Origin of the sequence: Streptomyces sp. NPDC101776 (genome assembly GCF_044766845.1) — a bacterium.
Classification (GTDB): Bacteria; Actinomycetota; Actinomycetes; order Streptomycetales; family Streptomycetaceae; genus Streptomyces.
This window is the reverse complement of the sequence record NZ_JBIWMV010000001.1, coordinates 976,072-998,020: the sequence shown is the minus strand read 5'-3', so window position 1 is coordinate 998,020 and position 21,949 is coordinate 976,072. Positions and strand designations below refer to the sequence as shown.

The following is a 21,949-nucleotide window of genomic DNA, read 5'->3' as shown; positions in this document are numbered from 1 at the left end:
CGCTCAGCCCGTCGCGTCGACCAGCGCCAGGTCGTGCAGTCGGTCCGGCGGGCCGGGGCGGGCGTAGTACCAGCCCTGGGCCGTGTCGCAGCCGAGTATGCGGAGCTGTTCGGCCTGCGCGCCCGTCTCGACGCCCTCGACCGTCACCGTGAGGTTCAGGCTGTGGGCGAGGGAGACGATGCCCTCGACGATCTTGAGGTCGACGGGGTCGGCCGGGAACTGCTGCATGCTCTGGGTGAAGGAGCGGTCCAGCTTGAGGATGCTCACCGGGAGGCGGCGGAGGTTGGCGAGGTTGGAGTAGCCGGTGCCGAAGTCGTCCAGGGCGATGTCGACGCCCATCTCGGCGAGTTGCCGCAGCGGCTTCAGCAGATCGTCGTCGGCTCCGATCAGCGCCGACTCGGTGACCTCCAGGCAGAGCGCGTCGGGGGAGACGCCGGTGCGCTCCAGGATGTCCACGGTGTCCTGGACCAGGCCGGGGTGGGTGAGCTGGCAGGGCGAGAGGTTGACGTTGATGCGCAGGGGCACGCCGTCGCCGTACGACTCGCGCCAGGCGCGGGCCTGTCGTACGGACTGTTCCAGGACCCAGCGGCCCAACGGCACGATCAGGCCCGTGTGTTCGGCGAGCGGGATGAAGCGGTCGGGGCCCAGGACGCCGTGCTGCGGGTGCAGCCAGCGGACCAGGGCCTCGGCGCCGTGCACGCTGCCGTCGCCGAGGTGGACCAGCGGCTGGTACTCGATGAAGAACTCGCCCCGGTCCAGGGCGGCGGGCAGTGCGTTGGTCAGGCCGTGGCGGGTGATCGCGCGGGCGTCGGCCTCGGGGTCGGCGAGTTCGAAGCGGTTGCCGCCCGCCGACTTGGCGCGGTACATCGTGATGTCGGCGCTGCGCAGCACCTCCGCCGGGCCGCGCTCGCCCGCCGGGCCCTCGACGATGCCGATGGAGCCGCGCACGGTGAGGTCACGGCCGTCGATGCTGACCGGGGTGATCAGGGCGTTCATGATCCGGCCGGCGAGTTCGTCGACCTCGCGCTCGGTGTCGGGTCCGGTGGTCAGCGCCACGAACTCGTCGCCGCCGAGCCGGGCGACCATCTCGCCGGGCGCGGTAGCGCAGGACTGGAGCCGGTCGGCGACCTCGACGAGCAGCCGGTCGCCGGCCGCGTGGCCGAGGCTGTCGTTGATGGTCTTGAAGCCGTCGAGGTCGAGGTAGCACAGGCCGAACCGCTGGTTGTTGCCCGCGCCGAGCGCCTTCTCCAGGCGTTCGAAGAACAGGGTGCGGTTGGGGAGGCCGGTGAGCGCGTCGTGGGTCGCCTCGTAGCGCAGCCGCAGATTGAGCAGCCGGCGCTCGGTGGTGTCCTCCATGAGGGCCAGCTGGTACTGCGGGTTGCCGTCGGCGTCGCGCAGCAGGGAGACCGTGAGGTTGGTCCACAGGACCGTTCCGTCAGGGCGGTAGAACGCCTTCTCGACGTGGTAGTGCTCGCGCTCGCCGCGGACGAGTTCGTCGTAGAGGGTCCAGGTCTGGGGCGCGTCGTCCGGGTGGGTCCACTCGCGGACGTTGCGGCCGCCCATGGTCTGCTCGGTGATGCCGAACATGCGCAGCAGCGCGCCGTTGACCTGGAGGATGTTGCCGTCGAGGTCGGCCATGCCGATTCCTATGGCCGCGCCCTCGAAGACCGCGCGGAAGCGGGCCTCGGTCGCGTGCAGGGCCTGGGCGACGACGCCCTGGGCCTGGAGGGCTGCCACCGAGATGGCCTCCTGCTCGGCCAGCGTGCGCTCGCGCAGTTCCTGGGCGAAGCCGGCGGCCAGGGCGTGCTGGAGGCGGGCCGAGCGGATCCGCAGGTCCTCCTGGGAGCCGTCGCCGCCGCAGTAGAGGACCAGGTAGGCGTCGACGCACTCCAGGGTGTGGGTGAGGGCGTCGGGGTCGGTGCAGTGCGCGGCGACGAGGGCGGCGCCGACGGCCTTGCCCTCCTCGGCCTCGAAGGTCCTGGCGCGCAGCGCCTCGCTCAACCGCCGCGCCAGCGGCAGGAGCAGCTCCTCGAACTCGGGCCGGGTCAGCGAGGTGGAGGTCGCCGGGAACACCGCGCGGCTCCAGATCGTCGCGAACCTGCGCAGTCTGCCCTCCGGCCCGTCCGGCTCCGCGATCACGCCGTGCGTCCTACGCCGGCGAATCCGGAGAAGGAGTACGGATCCTCGTCCTCCAGCACCGTGTCCGGCCGCCACTCCGGCATCGGCACCAGTCCGGGTTCCACCATGTCGTACCCCTCGAAGAACCGCGCGATCTCCTCGCGCGAGCGCATGATCAGCGGATTGCGAATGTCCTTGTACACGTCGACCGCGCCCTCCGCCCGCTCCGGTGGCAGCGGGATTCCCTCGTACGAGGCATGGGTGAGGATGAGCAGGCTGCCGGGCGCGAGCGCCTCGCGCAGCTGTGCAACCGCTCCGTACGGGTCGTCCGTGTCTTCCACGAAGTGCAGTATGGCAACGAGAAGTAAGGCCACTGGTCGATTCACGTCGATCAGCCGCTGGACCTCGGGGCTCGCCAGGATCTCCTGGGGCTTGCGGAGGTCGGCCGCGACGACGCCCGCGGTCTCGTTGCCGGCCAGCACGGCCTGGCTGTGCGCGACCGCCACCGGGTCGTGGTCGACGTACATGACATGGGCGCCGGGGCTGGCCGCCTGGGCCACCTCGTGGACGTTGCCGAAGGTGGGGATCCCGGAGCCGATGTCGAGGAACTGGGTGATGCCCTCGGCCGCCGCGAAGCGTACGGCGCGGCGCATGAACGCCCGGTTCGCCTGCATGATCTTGGGAAGTCCCGGGAGGAACTCCATGGCCTTGCGGGCCGCCTCCCGGTCGACCTCGAAGTTGTGCGAACCGCCCAGGTAGTAGTCGTAGATACGCGAAACGCTCGGCACCGAGATGTCGATGCTTCGTGGTGCCCAGGCGGGACGCTCCATGTATCTCTCCAAGGCGTAGGCGATCCGGTGTTCGAGCTGAGGCTACTGATCGCCCGCCAAAGGAGCGAGCGGAAACGGAAATTGACCATCCGTTCCCGGTGACTGCCCACGGCACGTGCCGAATTGACGTGCGGGGACTCGCGGAGAAGCGCGGCGAATGCCGGAATTGGCGGCTGGAGAACGCCAAAGCGGCCCGCCCCCTCCGTGCGGTGCGGAGGGGGCGGACCTGGGGTCGCGCGCGCTGCTGTTGTTCGGCATGGTGGTCGCTTGCCCACGTCCCTCCCTTCCGCGTCTCGGTGCCGAGTGGGCGGGGGGCGATCAACCCTGGGGAGGTTCTCGCTACGCCGCGGGCGCGCCGACCGCTTTACCTTCAGGGGAGACGGCGTACCAAGTGCCGCCCACGCCCTGACCGTTGGTCTGTCCGGCGGCCGTGTCACCGGAGAAGGTGTAGATCGGCCAGCAGTCGACGGTCATCTGCTTGGCGCCGTCGGACCGGGTGAAGCCCATGAGGCCCTTCTTCTCGACGCCCTTGGTGTCGTTCGCCGAGACGATCCCGACGGCCGGCCACTTCTCCGCGCAGGCACCGACACAGTTCGAGACGGACTTGGGCCATGCCTTGTCCTTGAGGAAGCGGTAGACCGTGTGGCCGTTCTTGTCGACGACGATGTCGCCGAGCTTGGCGTCCTTCTTCACGGACAGGCCGGGCAGGCTGGCGAGGGTCGCCTTCTTGCCGTCGGGGGCCAGCGCGTACCACTTGCCGCCCACACCCTGGCCGTTGACGTCACCGGCGTTCACGTCCTTGGCGTAACGGTAGGCGGGCCAGCCGCCGATGGTCAGCTGCTTGGTGCCGTCGGTGCGGGTCACCTCGCCGAGGAGGGCCTTGTCGATACCGGCACCGGCCGTGGCGTCGTCCGCGGGAACCGGCGGCCACGCGGTGGCGCAGTCGCCGTCGCAGTTCGACTTGGGCGGATTGGCCGTGTCGGCGTCGAAACGGTAGAGGGTCAGACCCGCTCCGTCGCTCAACACCTTGCCGAGGTCGGGGTTGTTGGCAACGGTCAGCTCACCCGCGGGCTCGGCGGCCGCGGCCTGCTGGCCGTCGGCGCCGTATCCGTTGCCCGAACCGGTGCTGGGGCTGGACGTGGCCGCACCGACGCTTCCGTAACCTCCGGCCGCCGCCGTGGCACCGACGTTCTGTGCCGCAGAGGAAGGCGTGGTCACATTTTCCGAACCGCACGCCGCCGTCAACGCCATGACGGACACGGCCGTCGCCGCGAGTGAGGCGCTCCGCCAGGAGGTCTTCATCGTCAACTCCCCATAATCACCTGGATGTTGCAGCGCCCGTCTGTGCCGCCGCACGGTCCTAGGTACGGGTGGGGACCACGGAAGTGTTCAACGGCCGCACAAATTTCTTTCCGACACCTGTGACACAGCACCGCTGTCGCATGCGCGTACGCATCCGGCCACCTTCGCGAAACGGTTCGTCAAACCGTCGCACCTCGCCTTCCACTCCTTCGGGGCAATCCTTCCGCGCCCCGGCGCGTCCCGGCGCGCGAGGCCTCATGATCTCCGTCGTGCATGGACCCGAACCCACCCGAACCGCCCTCGTCGCAAGGGTGTTGACCCTGGTGACGCTGACCTGGCTGCTGGCGGGCGCACCGGCGGGCCTGGCGGCGGCCGACGCGTGTGCGTACGCCTCGACGGGGCCGGACGGCACGGAGGCGGTGGCGGTCGCCGGTGGCGACTCCTGGCCGATCCCCCCGGCCTGTCAGAAGCCGACGCCGAAACCGCCCCCGCCGCCGCCCTGCCCCTCCCCGACGCCCACTCCGCCACCGCCGAAGCCCACACCGCCGCCCCCTCCGAAGCCGACGCCGACCCCTACTCCGACACCCCGGCCGACGCCGACGCCGAAGCCGCGACCCACGCCGAAGCCCACGCCACCGCCGCCCGCTCCGGCGCCCCGACCGGCGCCCGCGGCTCCGCCGCCCCGGGCGGCCCCGACGCCCACGCCCACACCGACCCCGCCGCCGAAACCGACGCCATCGCCCAGGCCCGCCCCGCATCCCGCGGCGACCCCGGTGAGTTATCCGAAGTACCACGCCCAGCCGCACCCGCGGCCCGCCCCCAGCCGGACGCCGCCCGTCGTCTACGTCCTGCTCATCACCATGCCCGCGGTGGTCGCCATCGCCGCGCTGCGTCCGCGCTGATCCCCGGAGGAACCCCTTGTCGGAATGGCTTGTTCTGGTCCTCGCGATGGCGGCGGCCTGTGTCGTCGTCGTCATCATCACCTTCCTGCGCGAACGCGCGGCGTCCGAGGACGAGGACCCCAGCGATACCCCGGACGTCATCGAGTACATGACGATGTGGATCGGCGTGGTGTACGCCATCGTCCTGGGTCTGGCGATCGCCGGTGTCTGGGAGGCCCGCAGCGCCGCCCAGGACCATGTGCAGGCGGAGGCACAGGCGCTGCACGAGATCTCGGAGCGGGTGCGGGTCTATCCGCCGGCCGAACGTGACCGGGTCCGGGCCGATGTCGAGGCGTACGTCTCACAGGTCGTCGACGTCGAGTGGAAGACGATGGCCGACCACGAGAAGCTCACCCAGCGCGGCACCGACCTCCTGCAGCGGATCCGCGCGGACGTCACGGACTACCAGCCGAAGACGGACTTCCAGGCGCAGGCCTACCAGCCGCTCGTCGACCAGGTGGCCGCCCTGGACTCGGCACGCAGCGCCCGTTCCAACTCCACCGGGGCGACCATGCCGTCGGTGGTGTGGTTCGGGCTGCTCGCCGGGGCTGTGATCACCATCGGCATGGTCTTCGCACTCCAGATCCGGCGTACGACGCGGGAACTGATCCTCGCCGGGCTGTTCTCGGCGCTGATCGCCTTCCTGCTGTTCCTGATCTGGGACTTCGACGCGCCGTACAGCCGCGGCATCACGGCGTCGGCGCAGCCGTTCCTGGACCTCTTCCCGCACATCAAGGGCTGACGGCCCCTCACCGGAGCCGGCCACCGGCGCACTCGCCGGGAGACTCGGAGGGGGACGTCCGCCACGCCGCGGGCGTCCCCCGGTCGCAGGAACGGCGTCCCCTGTGCGGCCCACACGATTGCCCCATTCGCGCGACTGCGATCGCGGGAGCGCACACATGTTCCTAGCGTTTCGGTCATCGAGGTGCATTTACGGCGCAAGCGGAAAAGGTCCGCTGCTGCTCCTCGGGGACCCGGAGGAATCACCATGCGCGCGATACGCGTCGCCTCGGCCGCACTGCTGGGCATCAGCGCCCTCGCCCTGTCCGCGCCGCTCGCCGTCGCGAAGGGCGACGGCAACCACAACATCACGCCGTTCGGCTTCAGCGTCCTGCCCTCGACGATCGCGGCGGGCGGCCAGGTGACCCTGCAACTCGACCGGGACAACGGCGGGTGCAGGGGCTCGGCCACGGTCTCCTCCGGGGTCTTCGACACGGTCAGGATCTCGCCGGGGCAGTCCTCGGCGACGGCGATGGTCGACTGGGACGCCAGGCCGGGCGCGGTGTACCAGGTGACGTTCACGTGCGGCGGCGAGAGCGGCTCCACGGGTCTGACCATCGCCTCCGGCCGCACGAACAACAACATCCAGCCGTTGCAGCCGGCCCAGCAGATCCCCCGCGGGGTCAGGGCCGGTGAGGGCGGCAGCATCGCCGGCTTCGACCTCAAGGAACTCGGCATGGGCGCGGCCCTGATCGCCGGTTCGGTGGGAGCGGCGTACCACTTCTCGCGTCGCCGTACCGGAGAGGACGGCGCCTGACCGCTCCACCACCCGCACAGGCCTTCGCCCCGGAACCCGAAAGGGTCCGGGGCGAAGGCCTGTTGTGTGTGCCACGTACTTGCGCCACTTGTCTGCGCCACGACCTCCGAAGGGGAGGAGGTCAGATGGTGCGCTCGGTGCGGCGGCGCATCCAGAACACCCCGCCGCCCACGACGGCCGCGGCGACCAGGCCGCCGCCGATCGCCATGTCCGTCGGCGTCGCCCCGGCGCTGCTGCTGCCGCCGAGACCGCCGCGGACCCCGCCGATGACGGTGTAGGCGGAGTCACGGGTCAGCGAGGACCCGTTGGAGCAGCGGACCGTGATGCTGTACGAGCCGGGGCTCGCCGATCTGCTGATCCTGGCCGTTCCGGTGGACGTCGTACCGGAGCCGCCCAGGAGGGAGAGGTTCGCGGGGCGTTCGAACCCCGGCGAGGTGGCGATGGCGTTGCCGCCGCTGAAGCAGCCGTCGACCGTGACGGTGAGCTGTCCACCGCGGGCGATCACGCTGGGCAGGGCGACGATGTTGCTGGGGCTGGCGCCCATGCCGTCCGCGAGGGCCGCCGGGGCGGCGAGCCCCAGGACGGCCGTCGCGACACCGGCGGCAGCCAGGGCACGAGTTGTACGCATGTCATCCTCCGCGGAAGGCGCCCCGGGACCCGTCCCCGGTCGATCGGCGAGAAAACGCCTCCCAGACAGACCCTCAGATGCCGTGCACGCGACCGCATTTCGAGAATGGTCCGTCCTGGTGAGAGGACACGCCGAGAGAAAAGCGCACAATCGGATATTGCCGCAGGTCACGGACCGTCAGAAAATTCCTGTGAGCGGCAACTCGTATGGCGCACATAAGGATGTCCGGGCCACCCGTTCGCGCTCGCCCCGTCGCCGGTTCCGACTTCCGGACTTAGCGTTCTCGTATGCGCGATGGACGTGGCGACGGCCGTGTCGAGAGGGGATGGCGAATGTCTGCGTCGGAGCTGTCCGAGCTTGCCGAAGAGGAGGAGCGGCAGAAGAAGCGCGCCCCGTGGGGAGTGATAGCGCTTGTTCTGCTGACCGGTCTCGCGCTCATTCGGAACGGTTCCGGGGAGTTCGACGTGGGGCCCCCGCAGCCGGCCACGGCGGCGGCCGCGGACGCCCGGACCGGCGTCGGTACCTTCGCCAAGGCCCCCGCTCCGCTGCCGTACTCGGTGGCCGACCGGGTGCGGATTCCGGCGATCCGGGTCGATGCCCCGATCATGCCGGTGGGACTGGACGCGGACGGCTGGGTCGGCGCTCCGCCGCCGGAGGACCCGAATCTGGCGGGCTGGTTCACCGGCGCCGTCTCCCCCGGCGAAAAGGGAACGGCGGTAGTCGTCGGTCACGTCGACAACAAAATGGGCCCCGCCGTGTTCTACGGACTCGGGGCCCTCAAGAAGGGAAATCGCGTCGAGGTCGAGCGCAAGGACGGAAAGACCGCCGTATTCGAGATCTACGGCATCGAGGTCTTCGAGAAGAAGGACTTCCCCGGCGACCGCGTCTACGCCTCCAAGGGAACTCCGGAACTCCGCGTCATCACCTGCGGCGGCGGTTTCTCCAAGCAGAACGGCTACGACGGGAACGTCGTCGCCTTCGCCCGCCTGGTCGAGGTCCGCTGAGCGTTCCCCGGCCGGGCGGGCGAAAGCCCGTCAGGTAGTCGTCCGGCGGCGCGGCAGCGTCATGTGGTAGCCGGAGTCGAGCAGGTGCGGCAGATATTCGCGCAGCGCCTTCACACTCTGGGAACGGTCGCCCCCGGCGTCGTGCGAGAGCACCACGACGCCGGGGGCGGCGCCGTCCTCGACCGCGTTGACGATGTGGCGGGTGCCGGGTGTGTTCCAGTCGAGGGTGTCGACGGTCCAGGCGAGGGGCTCCATGCCCAGCTCGGAGCCGAGTTGGAACGCGGCCCGGTTCCAGGCGCCGTAGGGCGCGCGGAACCACTGCGGGCGTTCGCCGTAGGCGTCCTCGATGACGTCGCTGGTGCGTTCCATCTCGGAGCGGATCTGGCGGCGGGTCAGCGTGGTCAACAGGGGGTGGGACCAGGTGTGGTTGCCGACGACGTGGCCCTCGTCGGACATGCGGGCCAGCAGGTCGTGGTTCCAGTCGGCCATCTCGCCGCACACGAAGAACGTGGCGCGGACGTCGTACTCGGCGAGGGTGTCGAGGATGTGCGGGGTGTAGCGGGGGTCGGGTCCGTCGTCGAAGGTCAGGACCATGGTGTTGCCGCGTCCGGACATGCGCAGGAAGGGTTCGTGCCGCACCGGCACATGGGCGGGGGTGGTGTGGGGTGCGCCGTATCCGGCCACGGGCTGGAGGCGGTAGGAGGAGGGCTTGCGGGTGAGGCGCGGTGGGGGTCCGGCGGCGGGGGCGGTGATCCGGGCGGGGGCGTCGTCCGAGAGTCCGGAGTACAGCAGACCGGCGGTGCCGGCCGCCCCGACGGCGGCGGCGCCGGCGAGCAGGGCCCGTCGGCGCGTGAGCGACTGATCCTTCTTCATGACTCATCAGTCGCCCGGGAAGGCACCGCCGCCCCACGGCACCACCGGTGCGGCGGTGGGAAAACACCCGCCCGGCCCAGTGTTCGTACCGTCAGCGGCGCCGGACGAGGGGGAACGGCAGCGTCTCACGGATCGTCAGACCCGTGAGGAACATGACGAGTCGGTCGACGCCGATGCCGAGTCCGCCGGTGGGCGGCATCGCGTATTCGAGGGCGTCGAGGAAGTCCTCGTCGAGTTCCATCGCCTCGGGGTCTCCCCCGGCGGCGAGCAGCGACTGAGCCGTGAGGCGACGGCGCTGTTCCACGGGGTCGGTGAGTTCGGAGTAGGCGGTGCCGAGTTCGGTGCCGAAGGCGACCAGGTCCCAGCGTTCGGCGAGCCGCGGGTCGGCGCGGTGCTGCCGGGTGAGCGGGGAGACGTCGGTCGGGAAGTCCTTGTAGAAGGTGGGCAGCCGGGTCGGCTCCTCCACCAGTCGCTCGTACATCTCCAGTACGACGTCCCCGCGGCCGTCGTCGGCGCCGTACGGCACACCCGCGCGGTCGCACAGCCGGTGCAGACGGGCGAGTTCGGTGTCGGCGTCGATCTCCTCGCCGAGCGCCTCGGAGATCGCGCCGTGCACGGTCTTCACCGGCCAGACCCCGGAGATGTCGTACTCCTCGCCGTCCTTGCGCGCGACGGCGGAGCCGAAGGCGGCGGTGGCTGCGCCCTGGATCAGTTCGCGGACGAGGTCGAGCATCACGTCGTAGTCGGCGTACGCCTGGTAGGCCTCCAGCATCGTGAACTCGGGGTTGTGCTTGTAGGAGACGCCCTCGTTGCGGAAGGTGCGGCCCATCTCGAAGACCTTCTCCAGGCCGCCGACGCAGAGGCGCTTGAGGTACAGCTCCGGGGCGATGCGCAGATAGAGGTCGAGGTCGTAGGCGTTGATGTGGGTGGTGAAGGGGCGGGCGTTGGCGCCACCGTGGATCTGCTGGAGCATCGGGGTCTCGACTTCCAGGTAGCCGCGCTCCAACAGCCCCTGGCGCAGGGCCTGTACGGCGGTGGAGCGGGCCCGGACGACGTCACGGGCGGCGGGGCTCGCGACGAGGTCCAGGTAACGCATGCGGACCTTGGCCTCGGGGTCGGTGAGGCCCCGGTGTTTGTCGGGCAGGGGGCGCAGGCACTTGCCGGTGAGCTGCCAGGAGGTGACGAAGACGGTGGGTTCGCCCTTGTCGCTGGTGCCCGCGCGGCCGGTGGCGGTGAGGTGGTCGCCGATGTCGGTGTCCGTGACGAAGCGGTCGAGGTCGGGGCCCGACTCGGCCCGGGTGAGGGCGAGTTGGTGGTCGCCGGACCAGTCGCGCAGGGTGAGGAAGACGATGCCACCGAGGTCGCGCACCCTCATCACCCGCCCGGCTACGGTGACTTGGTCCCCCGGGCGGACCTCGGCGAGGGCGTGGGTGCGCTGCGGGACGCCGACCGGGTAGGGGTCGATGCCCGCGGCGCGCAGCCGGTCGAGTTTGCGGTGCCGGACGCGGACCTGTTCGGGCAGCCCGCTCTCCGGGGCGTGGGCCTCGTCGTCCTCGCTGCCGAGGCCGAGCGCCGACAGGGACGGCAGATCCGCGGTGGTCGCGGGTCGCGGTCCGCTCTTCGGATGCCCCTTTCCCCAGAGTTGGCGCAGCGACGGTACGGAGACGAAGCCCTCGGCGATGCCGGAGGCGAGGCTGATCCGGGCCAGCGAGGCGGTCTCGCCGTAGCAGATGAAACGGGGGTACCACTCGGGGTGGTACTTGGCGTTGGAGCGGTAAAGGGCCTCCAGTTGCCACCACTTGGAGAAGAACAGCAGGAGCCGTCGCCACAGGCGGAGCACTGGTCCCGCGCCGATGCGGGCGCCCTCCTCGAAGGCCGAGCGGAACACGGCGAAGTTGAGGGAGATGCGGTGGACGCCCAACTTCGGGGCGGCGGCGCAGAGTTCGGCGACCATGAACTCCATGACGCCGTTGGGGGCGGTGCGGTCGCGGCGCATCAGGTCGAGGGAGACGCCGTCGCCGCCCCAGGGGACGAGGGAGAGAAGGGCGAGCAACTTGCCGTCCTCGCCGAGGGCTTCGACGAGGAGGCAGTCGCCGTCGGCCGGGTCGCCGAGGCGGTCCAGGGCCATGGAGAAGCCGCGTTCCGTCTCGGTGTCGCGCCAGGCGTCGGCGCGGTCGACGACCTCCTCCATCTCCGTGTCGGTGAGGGTGGCGTGGCGGCGGACACGGCAGGTGGCGCCGGCGCGGCGGACGCGGCTCACGGCCTGCCGGGTGACGCGCATGTCGCGGCCTGCGAGGTCGAAGTCGGCGACGTGCAGGATCGCCTCGTCGCCTAGTTGGAGGGCGCCGAGCCCGGCTCGGGCGAAGGCCTTCGCGCCGTCCTCGGAGGCTCCCATCACGGCCGGGGCCCAGGCGTGGCGGCGGGCCAGGTCGAGCCAGGCGGCGATGGCGTGCGGCCAGGCCTCGCGGTCGCCGACCGGGTCGCCGCTGGCGAGGCAGACACCGGCCTCGACGCGGTAGGTGACGGCGGCCTTGCCGCTGGGCGAGAAGACGACGGCCTTGTCGCGCCGGGTGGCGAAGTAGCCGAGGGAGTCCTGGCCGCCGTAGGCCTTCAGGAGGGCGCGGATGCGGGCCTCCTCGTCGCCGTGCAGGGCCGCTTCGAGGCGTTGGGAGCGGAAGAGGACGGTGGCCGCGTTGAGGAGGGCGAGCGCGCCGAACAGGCCGAGGAGGAAGAACAGGGCGCGGGGCGGGCGCCCGTCGAAGGAGCGGCCGGAGACCAGGCCGCCGCAGACCCGGTCGGCGGCCCAGCCCAGGTGCTGGCTCGTGGGCAGGGTGCCGGGGAACAGGGCGACCAGCCCCCAGCCGGCCAGGATCGCCACGGCGAGCCCTGCGAGCAGGACGGCGAGCGCCCGCCGGACGGCCGCGCGGCGGGAGGCGGCGTAGAACTGCTTGCGGGCGACGATCAGCAGGACGAGCAGCAGGGCGCAGACGATCAGGGACGGGAGGGACTCGGCGTACAGGCCGAGGGCCACGCCGAGGATGTCCGTCAGGACGAGCAGGCCCAGATAGACGACGACCAGCCACCAGGCGATCTTCTTGCGGGCGGCGGTCGCGGCGGCCAGCAGGAAGAGGAAGACCGCGTAGGCGAGGTTGGCGCTGACGGGGACGATGAGGAGGTCGAGGAAGCGGACCACCGGGCGCAGTGCGCGGCGCAGCGGGGCGATGAAGGCCAGCAGGACGCAGAGCAGGCCGAGGGCGCCGAAGAAGGTCGCGAAGCCCTCGGGCACCCTGCTGAGGAAGCCGTTGCCGGGCGGCCGTATCGGACCCTTGGTGTCCTTGGACCTGGCGGCCTCCGCGGTGGCAGTCATGCTTCCGACTGTAGGAACAGGGCGGGCGGCGCGCCCGTCGAGCGCTCCCGGGCGGGTTCGGGACCTGGTGGTTCCGATAGCCTCACGGCCGTGACGGAACAGCACTCAACTCAGTTCGAGCGGGGCACGGACGGGCCCAAGGTGATCGTGGCCGGGGTGGACGGCTCGGACTCCTCGCTCCGGGCGGTGGCATATGCCGCGGGCCTGGCCAGGCGTCAGGGCGCGCTGCTCGCGATCGTGTACGTGCAACCGGTGCTGGCGGCAGGTGCGGCCATGGGAGCGCCGGTCGCCGACACGACCGACGAGATCGCCGAGAACCTCGTCGCGCAGATCCGCCACGAGACCGAGCGGGTGAAGGGGATATTCGACATCCGCTGGGAGTTCCACACGTTCCGCGGCGATCCCTACGGCGGGCTGGTCAAGGCGGCCGACCAGCTCAAGGCCGACGCGGTCATCGTCGGCGCGTCGGAGCAGGCGGGGCACCGGATCATCGGGTCGGTGGCGGTGCGGTTGGTGAAGGCGGGGCGGTGGCCGGTGACGGTGGTGCCGTAGCCTCCGGCGGTTGTGCGGGGAGTGTGGGGCGGTGCTGTCGTGGACCTAGGTCTCCGGACGGTGTTCAGGTGGCTTCCGGCGTCCGACGATGTCCGGGTGACAGCTCACCCTTTCGATGTGGACGTCTTCCTCCGCCGCCCGCTCACCGCTCGCCTGGCGACGAACGGGCCGACCGTGCGCCCCGTCTGGTTCCTGTGGGAGGACGGGGCGTTCTGGGTTCTGACGGGGCCGTGGGCGCACCTGCTCGGCCATGTACGGGCGGACCCCGCGGTCGCGCTCGTGGTGGACGAGTGCGACCTGGCGGCGGGGACGGTCCGGCAGGTGATCGCGCGCGGGCGGGCCGAGATCGTGCCCTTCGACGTCGAGCGCGGCCGGCGGAAACTCGTGCGCTATCTGGGTGTGGACGAGGCGCTGTGGGACGAGCGGTTCGTGCGGTATCTGTACGCCGATCCGGCGGGGCACGGCACCGCGTGGGTGCGGTTGGAGCCGGTCTCGCTGAAGGCCGCCGACCTGAGTTACGTCACAGGGAGCGGAGGAACTCCGTGAAGATCCCGTTGAACACGTCCGGCCGCTCCAGGTTCGGGTAGTGGCCGGCGCCCTCGATCGTCGTGGCGCGGCCGTTCGGGACCGTGTCGGCGAAGCGTTGGGCCATGGCGATGCTGTCGGGCCAGTCGGCGGCGCCGTGGACGGCCAGCACCGGCATGTTCATCCCGGGGACGCTGGACCACGGGTCGTCGAGGGGCACGTGCCAGTCCTTCTCGCCCGGTGTGTGCTTGGCGAGCGTGTGGGCGGTCAGTTCGCGCAGGTGTCGCAGGACCGACGGGTCGACCTGGTCCGTCGTGCGGTGCGGGCCCGCCACCCCCTCGGCGAACTGGTCGAGCCAGCCCGTGATGTCGCCGACGGCGAGCAACTGCCCTGCGCGGGCCTGGTGTTGGAGCAGTTGGGGGTCGGTGTACTCGAAGGCGCTCGCGCCGGCGCCCGAGACCACGACCGCGCGGACCAGTTCCGGGTGTTCCAGCGCGGTGTCGGTGGCGACGGCCGCGCCCATGCACAGGCCGACCAGGACCGCGGGCCCGAGGTCGAGGTGGCGCAGGAGACCCGCCAGGTCGTCGGCCCAGCGGAACGGCCCGCTCGCGTTGGCCGAGAAGCCGTGCCCCCTGATGTCGGGCGCGATGACACGGAAGTCGCGGGCGAGTACGGGGAGTTGATCGTCGAAGACGCGGTGGTCGGCGAAGCCGGAGTGGAGGAGGACCACGGGGTCGCCGGTGCCCACGTCACGGTAGGCGAGGTCTCCGTCGGCAGATGCGAAGAAGCTCAGTTCCGAAACACGTTCCGAAGCAGCCGTCATGACAACCAAGGTGTCATCTTCGGCGAGGGTTTGGCAACCCAGGTGTCATGATGGGCTCGTGAACGACTCCGCTCCCCCGACCCCAGCGCCCACTCCCCGGACTCCCGCGGCCCTGTCCCCCGACGAACTCGGCCACCGCCTCACCGAGGTGTTCGACCTCGTCGGCCCGCTCTACCGGCGCGCGGCGCGCAAGGTGGAGCAGGCCGAACCGGTCGAGGGCGTGTCCGCGGGCGTGCGCGCCGTCCTGAACCTGCTGCGCCTGCACGGGCCGATGACGGTTCCTCAGATGGGCCGCGACCAGGCGCTGAGCCGGCAGTTCGTGCAGCGCATGGTCAACGACGCGGCAACCCGCGGCTGGGTCGAGAGCGTGCCGAACCCGGCACACCGGCGGTCCTCGCTGATCCGGCTGACCGACACCGGCCGGTCGACCGTCACCGCCGTGCTGGGCCGCGAGCACTACTTGATGCGCCAGGTCGGCGGCGAGCTCACCGAGGCCGACGTACGCGCGTGCGCCCGGGTGCTGACCCAGATGCTGGCGACCTTCGCGCACGTCGACGTGGACTGAGCCGCCGCTACTTCCCCATCACCAGCCCGTCCTTCGCCGCGCCCCGGCTCAGCACCACTTCGCGGATGCGGTCACGGTCGCCGTTCAGGTCGGCGCCCTGGCCGATCGCCTGATCGACGTCGACGACCCGGCCCGCGTCGATGTCGAACAACTCAGGGACGAACTCCGCCCGGGTCACCTCCCAGCGGCCGCCGGGCCGGGCGGGCGGTACGAAGGTGAAGCGGCCGATGGTGCTCAGGTTGCCGCCGGGGTCCTGGGTGCCCGCGTTGTCGTACATCTCGCCGGTGATCTGGTCGCCGAGCCCGTAGACCACCCAGGTGCCGTTGACCTTCTCGTACGCCTGCGGGGTGCGGGCGTGGGCGCCGAGGATCAGGTCGATGTCGGGGCGGCCGTCGGTGCGGGCGGCGGTGAGTTCCCTGGCCAGCGCCAGTTGTCGCGGGTCGGGGGCGTCCTGGCCCGGTGTGCCCCAGCGCAGGGAGACGACGACCACGTCGGCGCCCGCGCGCCGGGCGGCCCGGGCGTCGGCGAGGACGCGGGCGGGGTCGAGGAGGTTGACGGACCAGGGCTCGGCCGGCGGAAGCGGGACGCCGTTCGTGTCGGCGGTGTAGGCGAGTTGGGCGACCTTCGCGGGACCGGCGCGCAGGAGCGTGACCGTGCGCGCCTCGGCGTCGGTGCGCGCCGTCCCCGCGTGCCGTACGCCGGCGCCGTCGAGGGTGTCGAGGGTGCGCCGGATGCCTGCGGCGCCGAGGTCGAGGCTGTGGTCGGACGCGGTGGAGCAACTGTCGTAGCCGGTCGCCGCGAGGCCCCGCGCCTCCTCGGGCGGGGAGGTGAGAGGCACGTCCCCGTAGACGCTCTCGATGTGACAGAGCGCCAGATCGGCGCGGGAGACGAGGGGTTGGACGGCGGAGAGCATCGGCCGGAAGTCGTAGCCGGTGCCGCCGGCGTCGAAGCGGGCGCGGTCGAGGACGGCGCTGTGCGGGAGGATGTCACCGGCGGCGACCAGGGTGAAGCCGCGGGGCGCGGGAGGCGCCGGACGGCCGGACGCCTTCGAGTCGTGGTGCTGGGCCTGGCAGGCGGCGGCCGCGGTGAGCAGGCCCGCGAGGGCGACGGCCACCTGGCGTCTGCGTGCGATCATCAATTCACCCCACTGTGGTCATAGTTACCCACCCATAGGTATGAACTTCACCGCCCCCGCAAACGACTTCCGGCCTCCGATGACCCGTCCGGTGTGCGTGTGCGGTGGATCGCCGGGGGCGCGGACCGTTCGTCGCACCGTTCGTCGACGCGATCGACCGTCCGCCGCAGCCCCTCGTGCGCCCCCTGTCCCCGGACGGCCCCCTGCGATGCCATACGGCCATGACGGCCGGACCCACGCTCAGAGACGGAACGACCGCCGAGCACGAGCTCGCCGCACTGCAGCGCGAGCACGGCAGGCCGCTCTTCGCGCTGCTGCTCCGGCTCTGCGACGGCGACCGCCAGCGCGCCGAGGACCTCGTCCAGGAGACCCTCGTACGCGCCTGGCAGCACCCCGAGGCGCTGCGCGCCGACGACTTCGAGTCCGTACGGCCCTGGCTGCTGACGGTGGGCCGGCGGCTCGCCATCGACGCGCGCCGGGCCCGGCAGGCGCGACCGCCCGAGGTCGGGGACGCGGTGCTGGAGAACGCACGCGTATGTGCCGATCACGCGGAACGGTCGGCGGCGACTCTCGATGTGCGGGAGGCTGTGAAGACACTCACTCCGGAGCACCGTGAAGTCCTGGTGCTCGTGTACTTCCACGGGGCGAGTGTGGCGGAGGCCGCGGCGGCCCTCGGAATTCCGCCCGGTACGGTGAAGTCCCGCGCGTACTACGCGTTGCGCGCCCTGCGCCGGGTGCTTCCGGGTTACGCCGCCGACCTGCGGTGAAACCAATTGATTGGTCAAACCTCCGTAAAGCGCCTTGCTCAGGACCCTGGTTGAGTAATCGGCTGTCCTCATCCGTGTTCCGGACTGGGGGGCGCGGGGTTCCTGACGGAGCCCCGCGCCGGGCGACGCGCACGCACCGGAGGAAGGCAGGAAGGGATGCTGCACAGAGGTCAAGAGAGCACGGACGGCACCGGTGGCGGTGAACTCACCGTCCCCATGGCCTGGTTGTACGCCGAGTACATCGCCGACGAGTTGCTGCGGACCGGCGACCTGATGCCGCCGACGTCCTTCGAGTTCCGTGCGGGACGGGACGCGCTGGCGCTCACCATCTTTCTCTCCGACACGGACGGCGAGTTGTCCGGTATCCGCGTGGTCACTCAACTGGAGACGTGGCTTTCGCTCACGGCGTACGACCAGCCGTGGCAGGACTGGGTCGCGGAACGTATGTCCAAGTTGACGGCCGAGGCCGCCGAATCCGGGGCGGACGCACCGGACCTGGCGCTCGCGGAGGCCGCCTGGCGCTGGCTGGAGGAGACCGAACTGCTCGCGCCGGACCTGGACGCGGTGCCGGGCCCGGGAGGCGGTCCGGTGACCGGTGAGGACGACGGACCCCAGGTCTGGACGCCCGCCTGGCAGCTGGGTCTGCCGCTCGGCCATCTCGCCATCCATCTTTTTTGAAACGGGGACCAATCCATGGGCCCACCCGCTCCGAACTGTTGGTTGCGATTCTGTGTGTGCCTTGAGTGATTCGGCTGGCTGGTGCGTACCGATGGGAGCAAGGAGTAACCCCACCCGCACCTAACGGCACGAGGATTCGGCATGAGGTCCCTGGAAAGGCATCGCGACGTCGGCGCGTACGCGCTAGGCGTGCTGGACGAGGCGGACGCCTTCCGCTTCGAGGATCACCTCATGGAGTGCACCAGTTGCGCGGCTCATGTGACCGAATTCGGTCCCGCCTCACGGCAGTTGATGCTGTACCGGCGTGCGACGCCGCGCTCTGTGCACCCCATGGCACAACCCGGTTCCCGGATGCTGGACCGGTTGCTCGGCGAGGTCGCCTCGCGACAGCGGGCCGGACGGCGGCGGTTTCTGTACGCCGTGGCCGCCTCGGTGGTGTTCGCCGTGGGCGGGCCCGCGGTGGCGACCCTGGCCGCGCACGGCGACGGTGCCGTGCAACTCACGGCCACCGACGCGAAGTCGGGCGTGTGGGCGCAGATCACGGCCGCGAACGAGAACTACGGCAGTGATGTGTCCCTGAAGATCAAGGACGGTGCGGGCCCCCGGTCCTGTCGTCTGGTGGTCGTGGGCCGCGACGGTTCCGAGCAGACCGTGACCAGTTGGAACGTCCCCGAGCACGACGCGACGATGATCACGATGCAGGGTGGCGCGGCGATGCACCCCGCCGACATCGATCACTACGACGTGCGGACGGCCGGCGGAGAGCAGTTGGTGCGGCTCACCTCGCACTGAAGTCCGGGCCCACGGTGGCCGGTCGGCGCAGGGACCGCGCGGAGGGGGTCCCTGGGCCGGCGGTCATGAAGACGACCTGCTGGTCGTCGCACGGGCCGGTGAGCACATCACAGTTCACCCGCAGTCGGCCCACGTCCGGGTGGGTGAGCGTCTTGGTGCGATGGGCGGGTGCGTGCACCGGGTCGGTGTCCCGGATCCGGCCGAACTCCTCGCTGCCGGCGCGCAGTTCGGCAACGCGGGCATCATGGCCGGCGACAGCCCGAGGCCGACCTCGACGGCTTCCGCCGCGCCTACGAGACGAACGCCCTCTCCTACGCCCACTCCCTCGCACCCGAGGGCTTCAAGGTCAACGTCCTGGCCCCGGGCCTCCGTTCGACCGACCTCAACGAACGGGCCGCCGCGAGCGACGGGGATCCGGCTGAGGCGGCACGGGGCGCCCCCGCGGTCCGTGACGGCTACTTGAGCAGTTTCGACATCCGTCGGTCCGCGAGTGGCTTGCCGCCCGTCTGGCAGGTCGGGCAGTACTGGAGGGAGGAGTCGCTGAAGGAGACCTCGCGGATGGTGTCGCCACAGACCGGGCAGGGCTGGCCGGTGCGGCCGTGGACACGCAGGCCGCTCTTCTTCTCGGCCTTCAGGTGGCCGGCGGCGAGGCCCCGGGAGCGGTCGACGGCCTCGGTGAGGGTGCCGCGCAGGGCCTCGTAGAGCGTGTGGGTCTCGGCCGGGGTGAGTGACGAGGCGAGCTTGAACGGGGACATCTTTGCCGCGTGCAGGATCTCGTCGCTGTACGCGTTGCCCACCCCGGCGATCAGGGTCTGGTCGCGCAGGGCGCCCTTGAGCTGGCGCCGTTCGTCCTTCAGCAGGGCGGCGAAGCGCGGTTCGTCGAAGTCGTCGGCCAGGGGGTCGGGGCCGAGGCGGGCGACGCCCGGGACCGACTGCGGGTCGGCCACGACGTACACCGCCAGGCGCTTCTGCGTGCCCGCCTCGGTCAGGTCGAAGCCCTCGCCGGTCTCCAGGGCCACGCGGAGCGCGAGCGGGCCCTTGCCGGGGCGGGGCGGGCCGTCGGGGAGGCGGTCCTTCCAGTGCAGCCAGCCCGCGCGGGCGAGGTGGGTCACGAAGTGCGGGCCGCCGTCCGTCTCGACGTCCAGGAACTTGCCGTACCGGTGCACGGCCACCACCTCGTGGCCCTCCAGCGCGGTGGGCGGGGGGTCGTACGTCTTCAGGACGCTGATGGCGACGGGCAGCACCCGGACGATCTCGTGGCCGACGAGGTGTTCGGTCAGGAAGTCCTTCAGCGCTTCGACCTCGGGAAGTTCCGGCATGGATCCAGGGTGCCATCAGAGGCCCGCGAGGTCAGCTCGGACCGGACCACGTCTGTTCCGGTCCGCTGCCTTCCGGGATCAGGAACTCGCACCACACGCACTTGCCGCTGCCGCGCGCCTCCACGCCCCACACGTCCGTGAGCAGGTCGACCAGGAGCAGCCCCCGGCCCGAGACACCGTCCTCGCCCGCCTCACGCCGGCGCGGGAGGGCGCTGGAGGAGTCCTCGACCTCGACGCGCAACCGGCGTTCCGTGCCGTCGAGGACCCTGAGGGTGACGATCGCGGAGCCCTCGGTGTGCATCAGCGCGTTGGTGATCAGCTCGTCGGCGACCAGTTCGACCTCGTCGGAGCGCTCACCGGCGCCCCACGCGCGGACCGCGGCCCGGATCATGTGCCGTGCCTCGGTGAGGGCCTCGGAGTCGCCGGGAGCCACATGCTGCTGGAGCCGGCCGCCGGACCGCGGGGCGTCCTGGCCGCGCCGGCGCAGCAGGAGCAGCGCCACGTCGTCCTCGCCACCGCGTTCGTCGGCCACGTCGATGAGCAGATCGGCGAGGTCGCGTACGTCGTCCGGGCCGGAGGCGACGAGCGCGGCGAGGGTCCGCAGGCCGTCGTCGAGGTCCGCGCCGGGCTGTTCGACGAGGCCGTCGGTACACAGCACCAGGGTCTGGCCGACGTCGAGTTCGAGGGTGGAGACGGGGTATTCGAGCCGCCCGAACTCGGCGGACAGCCCGAGCGGCAGCCCGCCCGCGACGGCCGTCCGGCGGCAGGTGCCGTCCAACTGCCGTACCAGCGGGTCGATATGACCGGCCCGGACCACCTGCACCACTCCGGTCGACAGGTCGGCCTCGGCGTAGAGACAGGTGGCGAAGCGGTCCGTGTCGAGTTCGTGGAGGAAGACGGAGGCACGGGCCATCACCGTGGCCGGGGTGTGCCCCTCGGCGGCGTACGCCTTGAGGACGATGCGCAGTTGGCCCATGACGGCGGCGGCGTGCGTGTCGTGGCCCTGGACGTCGCCGATGACCGCGCCGACCCGCCCGCCGGGCAGCGGGATCAGGTCGTACCAGTCGCCGCCGATGTCCCGCCCGAGCTTCGCGGACCGGTAGCGGACAGCGACATCGGCGCCCGGGACGCTGGGGATGGCGCGCGGCAGCATCGCCTGCTGGAGGCCCTGGGCGAGGTCCTTCTCCTGCTCGTAGAACATGGCGCGCTGGAGGCTCTGCGCGATGCTGCTGCCGAGCGCGACGAGCACATTGCGGTCATCGGCCGTGAACCCGGTCCGGTCGTTGTAGAGCAGCCCCATCGCGCCGATCGGCCGGGCCTGCGCGATCAGCGGCAGATAGGCGGCCGCGGTGATGTGCAGCTCGGTGATGTGCTGCCACAGCAGCGGGTACCGCTCGGCGAACTCCTCCGGCGACTCGATGAACGCCGGGCTGAGGGTCCGTACGACGTCCGCCATCGGGTACGGCTCGTCGATCCGGATGACCTCCCGGCCGGGCACGACGCTTCCCTCGGCGACGAGGCGGATACGGCCGGCCTCGACCAGCCCCATGATCAGTCTGGTCGCGCCGAGGTGGACGAGACCGTGGGTGTCCCTGAGGACGTCGATCACGTCCTGGACGGTCCGGGCGTGCGCGAGGGCGGCAGTGGTGAGCTGGACGACGTTGGTCTGCCGGCGCCGGGCCGCGTCCTGGGCTGCCTGTTCACGGCGGGCCGCGCTCTCGGCGAGCTCCTGGGTGGCGTCCCGCACGATGCCGATGATGCGGCGCGGGCGGCCCGTCTCGTCGCGCCGGATGTAGCCCTGGGTGTGGGTCCAGCGCAGGGTGCCGTCGCGCAGCCGCATCCGGAAGTAGGCGCCGTAGTTCTCGCTGCCGTCCTTCATGGCCTGGGAGACGAGACCGTCGAGCCGGTAGCCCTCCGGTGGTGGTACCCGGATCGCGAGCGACTCGGGGCGTCCGTCGTACTCGTCGGGGCGCAGGTCGAAGACCTCGTGGGCCTGGGCGTCCATGTGGAACAGGCCGCTGTCCAGGTCCCAGTCGAAGCTGCCCATGCGGTTGAGCGCCAGGATCGGGTCCGGGTGGGCGGGCCAGTCGTCCGGGAGTGACAGGGCGCTCGCTCCCCGATCAACCATGCGGCCCACCTTGCCAGGATTTGCCCGATTATTCGACTTCTCCGAGCGCTACGACCCCGTCGCCC

The 21,949-nt window shown here is 71.1% G+C and carries 22 protein-coding genes and 1 pseudogene; 11 read left to right on the top strand and 12 right to left on the bottom strand.

Annotated elements, in window-relative coordinates; genetic code table 11:
* Positions 1-3 precede the first annotated feature (3 nt).
* From ACIRRY_RS04305 to ACIRRY_RS04290, 4 genes are all read right to left on the bottom strand, one after another.
* Entirely contained in the window at positions 4-2,139 is a 2,136-nt protein-coding gene (locus ACIRRY_RS04305) for a putative bifunctional diguanylate cyclase/phosphodiesterase (RefSeq protein WP_403967726.1), read from the bottom strand.
* Positions 2,136-2,948 (bottom strand): SAM-dependent methyltransferase, encoded by an 813-nt coding sequence (locus ACIRRY_RS04300; protein ID WP_200680603.1) that lies wholly within the window; start codon positions 2,946-2,948, stop codon positions 2,136-2,138. The genes ACIRRY_RS04305 and ACIRRY_RS04300 overlap by 4 nt, the downstream gene beginning before the upstream one ends.
* Positions 2,949-3,287: 339 nt before the next feature.
* Positions 3,288-4,250: an SCO0930 family lipoprotein gene (locus ACIRRY_RS04295; protein ID WP_403967724.1), complete on the bottom strand. Its 963-nt coding sequence runs from the start codon at positions 4,248-4,250 to the stop codon at positions 3,288-3,290.
* 463 nt (positions 4,251-4,713) lie between these two features.
* On the bottom strand, positions 4,714-4,953 hold the full coding sequence (locus ACIRRY_RS04290; protein WP_403967722.1) for a hypothetical protein: 240 nt from the start codon (positions 4,951-4,953) through the stop codon (positions 4,714-4,716).
* A 70-nt stretch (positions 4,954-5,023) separates the two neighbouring features.
* Here ACIRRY_RS04290 and ACIRRY_RS04285 point away from each other — a divergent pair, with 70 nt between their 5' ends.
* From ACIRRY_RS04285 to ACIRRY_RS04275, 3 genes are all read left to right on the top strand, one after another.
* Positions 5,024-5,152, top strand: a complete 129-nt coding sequence (locus ACIRRY_RS04285; protein WP_403967720.1) for a hypothetical protein — start codon at positions 5,024-5,026, stop codon at positions 5,150-5,152.
* Between the two features lie 16 nt (positions 5,153-5,168).
* A complete protein-coding gene (locus ACIRRY_RS04280) occupies positions 5,169-5,933 on the top strand; it encodes a DUF4239 domain-containing protein (protein WP_403967718.1) in 765 nt (254 codons plus the stop codon).
* A 246-nt stretch (positions 5,934-6,179) separates the two neighbouring features.
* Positions 6,180-6,728: a hypothetical protein gene (locus ACIRRY_RS04275; RefSeq protein ID WP_403967716.1), complete on the top strand. Its 549-nt coding sequence runs from the start codon at positions 6,180-6,182 to the stop codon at positions 6,726-6,728.
* Positions 6,729-6,849: 121 nt separating this feature from the next.
* On the opposite strand, the gene ACIRRY_RS04270 is transcribed toward ACIRRY_RS04275, so the two are convergent.
* A complete protein-coding gene (locus ACIRRY_RS04270; protein ID WP_403967714.1) occupies positions 6,850-7,356 on the bottom strand; it encodes a hypothetical protein in 507 nt (168 codons plus the stop codon).
* A gap of 332 nt (positions 7,357-7,688) precedes the next feature.
* Here ACIRRY_RS04270 and ACIRRY_RS04265 point away from each other — a divergent pair, with 332 nt between their 5' ends.
* Entirely contained in the window at positions 7,689-8,360 is a 672-nt protein-coding gene (locus tag ACIRRY_RS04265) for a class F sortase (RefSeq protein WP_403967712.1), read from the top strand.
* A 30-nt stretch (positions 8,361-8,390) separates the two neighbouring features.
* Here ACIRRY_RS04265 and ACIRRY_RS04260 read toward each other — a convergent pair whose 3' ends face one another.
* Positions 8,391-9,233 (bottom strand): polysaccharide deacetylase family protein, encoded by an 843-nt coding sequence (locus tag ACIRRY_RS04260; RefSeq protein WP_403967710.1) that lies wholly within the window; start codon positions 9,231-9,233, stop codon positions 8,391-8,393.
* A 91-nt stretch (positions 9,234-9,324) separates the two neighbouring features.
* Entirely contained in the window at positions 9,325-12,600 is a 3,276-nt protein-coding gene (gene lysX / locus ACIRRY_RS04255; RefSeq protein ID WP_403967708.1) for a bifunctional lysylphosphatidylglycerol synthetase/lysine--tRNA ligase LysX, read from the bottom strand.
* Between the two features lie 90 nt (positions 12,601-12,690).
* Between lysX and ACIRRY_RS04250 the strand changes: the two genes are divergently transcribed.
* Together ACIRRY_RS04250 and ACIRRY_RS04245 are read left to right on the top strand one after the other, a co-directional pair.
* Positions 12,691-13,152 carry a universal stress protein gene (locus tag ACIRRY_RS04250; protein WP_403967706.1) on the top strand — a complete coding sequence of 154 codons (462 nt, stop codon included), beginning with the start codon at positions 12,691-12,693 and terminating at the stop codon, positions 13,150-13,152.
* Between the two features lie 96 nt (positions 13,153-13,248).
* On the top strand, positions 13,249-13,698 hold the full coding sequence (locus ACIRRY_RS04245) for a pyridoxamine 5'-phosphate oxidase family protein (RefSeq protein WP_403967704.1): 450 nt from the start codon (positions 13,249-13,251) through the stop codon (positions 13,696-13,698).
* Here ACIRRY_RS04245 and ACIRRY_RS04240 read toward each other — a convergent pair.
* Complete coding sequence (locus tag ACIRRY_RS04240; RefSeq protein WP_403967702.1) at positions 13,673-14,500, bottom strand: alpha/beta fold hydrolase; 828 nt, start codon at positions 14,498-14,500, stop codon at positions 13,673-13,675. The two genes, ACIRRY_RS04245 and ACIRRY_RS04240, sit on opposite strands and share 26 nt — an antisense overlap.
* Before the next feature lie 58 nt (positions 14,501-14,558).
* Here ACIRRY_RS04240 and ACIRRY_RS04235 point away from each other — a divergent pair, with 58 nt between their 5' ends.
* The gene (locus ACIRRY_RS04235; protein ID WP_403967700.1) at positions 14,559-15,065 is read left to right on the top strand and encodes a MarR family winged helix-turn-helix transcriptional regulator; all 507 of its coding nucleotides are present in this window, start codon (positions 14,559-14,561) and stop codon (positions 15,063-15,065) included.
* Positions 15,066-15,072: 7 nt separating this feature from the next.
* On the opposite strand, the gene ACIRRY_RS04230 is transcribed toward ACIRRY_RS04235, so the two are convergent.
* Positions 15,073-16,200, bottom strand: a complete 1,128-nt coding sequence (locus tag ACIRRY_RS04230) for a CapA family protein (protein ID WP_403967698.1) — start codon at positions 16,198-16,200, stop codon at positions 15,073-15,075.
* 221 nt (positions 16,201-16,421) lie between these two features.
* Between ACIRRY_RS04230 and ACIRRY_RS04225 the strand changes: the two genes are divergently transcribed.
* From ACIRRY_RS04225 to ACIRRY_RS04215, 3 genes are all read left to right on the top strand, one after another.
* Entirely contained in the window at positions 16,422-16,967 is a 546-nt protein-coding gene (locus ACIRRY_RS04225; protein ID WP_329262799.1) for a sigma-70 family RNA polymerase sigma factor, read from the top strand.
* A gap of 156 nt (positions 16,968-17,123) precedes the next feature.
* Positions 17,124-17,645, top strand: coding sequence for a hypothetical protein (locus tag ACIRRY_RS04220; protein WP_403967696.1), 522 nt, complete (start codon positions 17,124-17,126; stop codon positions 17,643-17,645).
* Between the two features lie 141 nt (positions 17,646-17,786).
* Positions 17,787-18,437, top strand: coding sequence for a zf-HC2 domain-containing protein (locus tag ACIRRY_RS04215; RefSeq protein ID WP_403967692.1), 651 nt, complete (start codon positions 17,787-17,789; stop codon positions 18,435-18,437).
* On the opposite strand, the gene ACIRRY_RS04210 is transcribed toward ACIRRY_RS04215, so the two are convergent.
* A complete protein-coding gene (locus tag ACIRRY_RS04210) occupies positions 18,424-18,768 on the bottom strand; it encodes a hypothetical protein (protein ID WP_403967690.1) in 345 nt (114 codons plus the stop codon). The two genes, ACIRRY_RS04215 and ACIRRY_RS04210, sit on opposite strands and share 14 nt — an antisense overlap.
* Here ACIRRY_RS04210 and ACIRRY_RS04205 point away from each other — a divergent pair.
* Positions 18,738-18,875, top strand: a pseudogene (locus ACIRRY_RS04205) (short-chain dehydrogenase); the annotation flags it as partial. The gene ACIRRY_RS04210 and the pseudogene ACIRRY_RS04205 sit on opposite strands and share 31 nt — an antisense overlap.
* Before the next feature lie 17 nt (positions 18,876-18,892).
* Here the strand turns inward: ACIRRY_RS04205 and ACIRRY_RS04200 are convergent.
* Positions 18,893-19,756 carry an Fpg/Nei family DNA glycosylase gene (locus ACIRRY_RS04200; protein ID WP_403967688.1) on the bottom strand — a complete coding sequence of 288 codons (864 nt, stop codon included), beginning with the start codon at positions 19,754-19,756 and terminating at the stop codon, positions 18,893-18,895.
* A gap of 31 nt (positions 19,757-19,787) precedes the next feature.
* Complete coding sequence (locus tag ACIRRY_RS04195) at positions 19,788-21,884, bottom strand: SpoIIE family protein phosphatase (RefSeq protein ID WP_403967686.1); 2,097 nt, start codon at positions 21,882-21,884, stop codon at positions 19,788-19,790.
* Between the last annotated feature and the right edge of the window lie 65 nt (positions 21,885-21,949).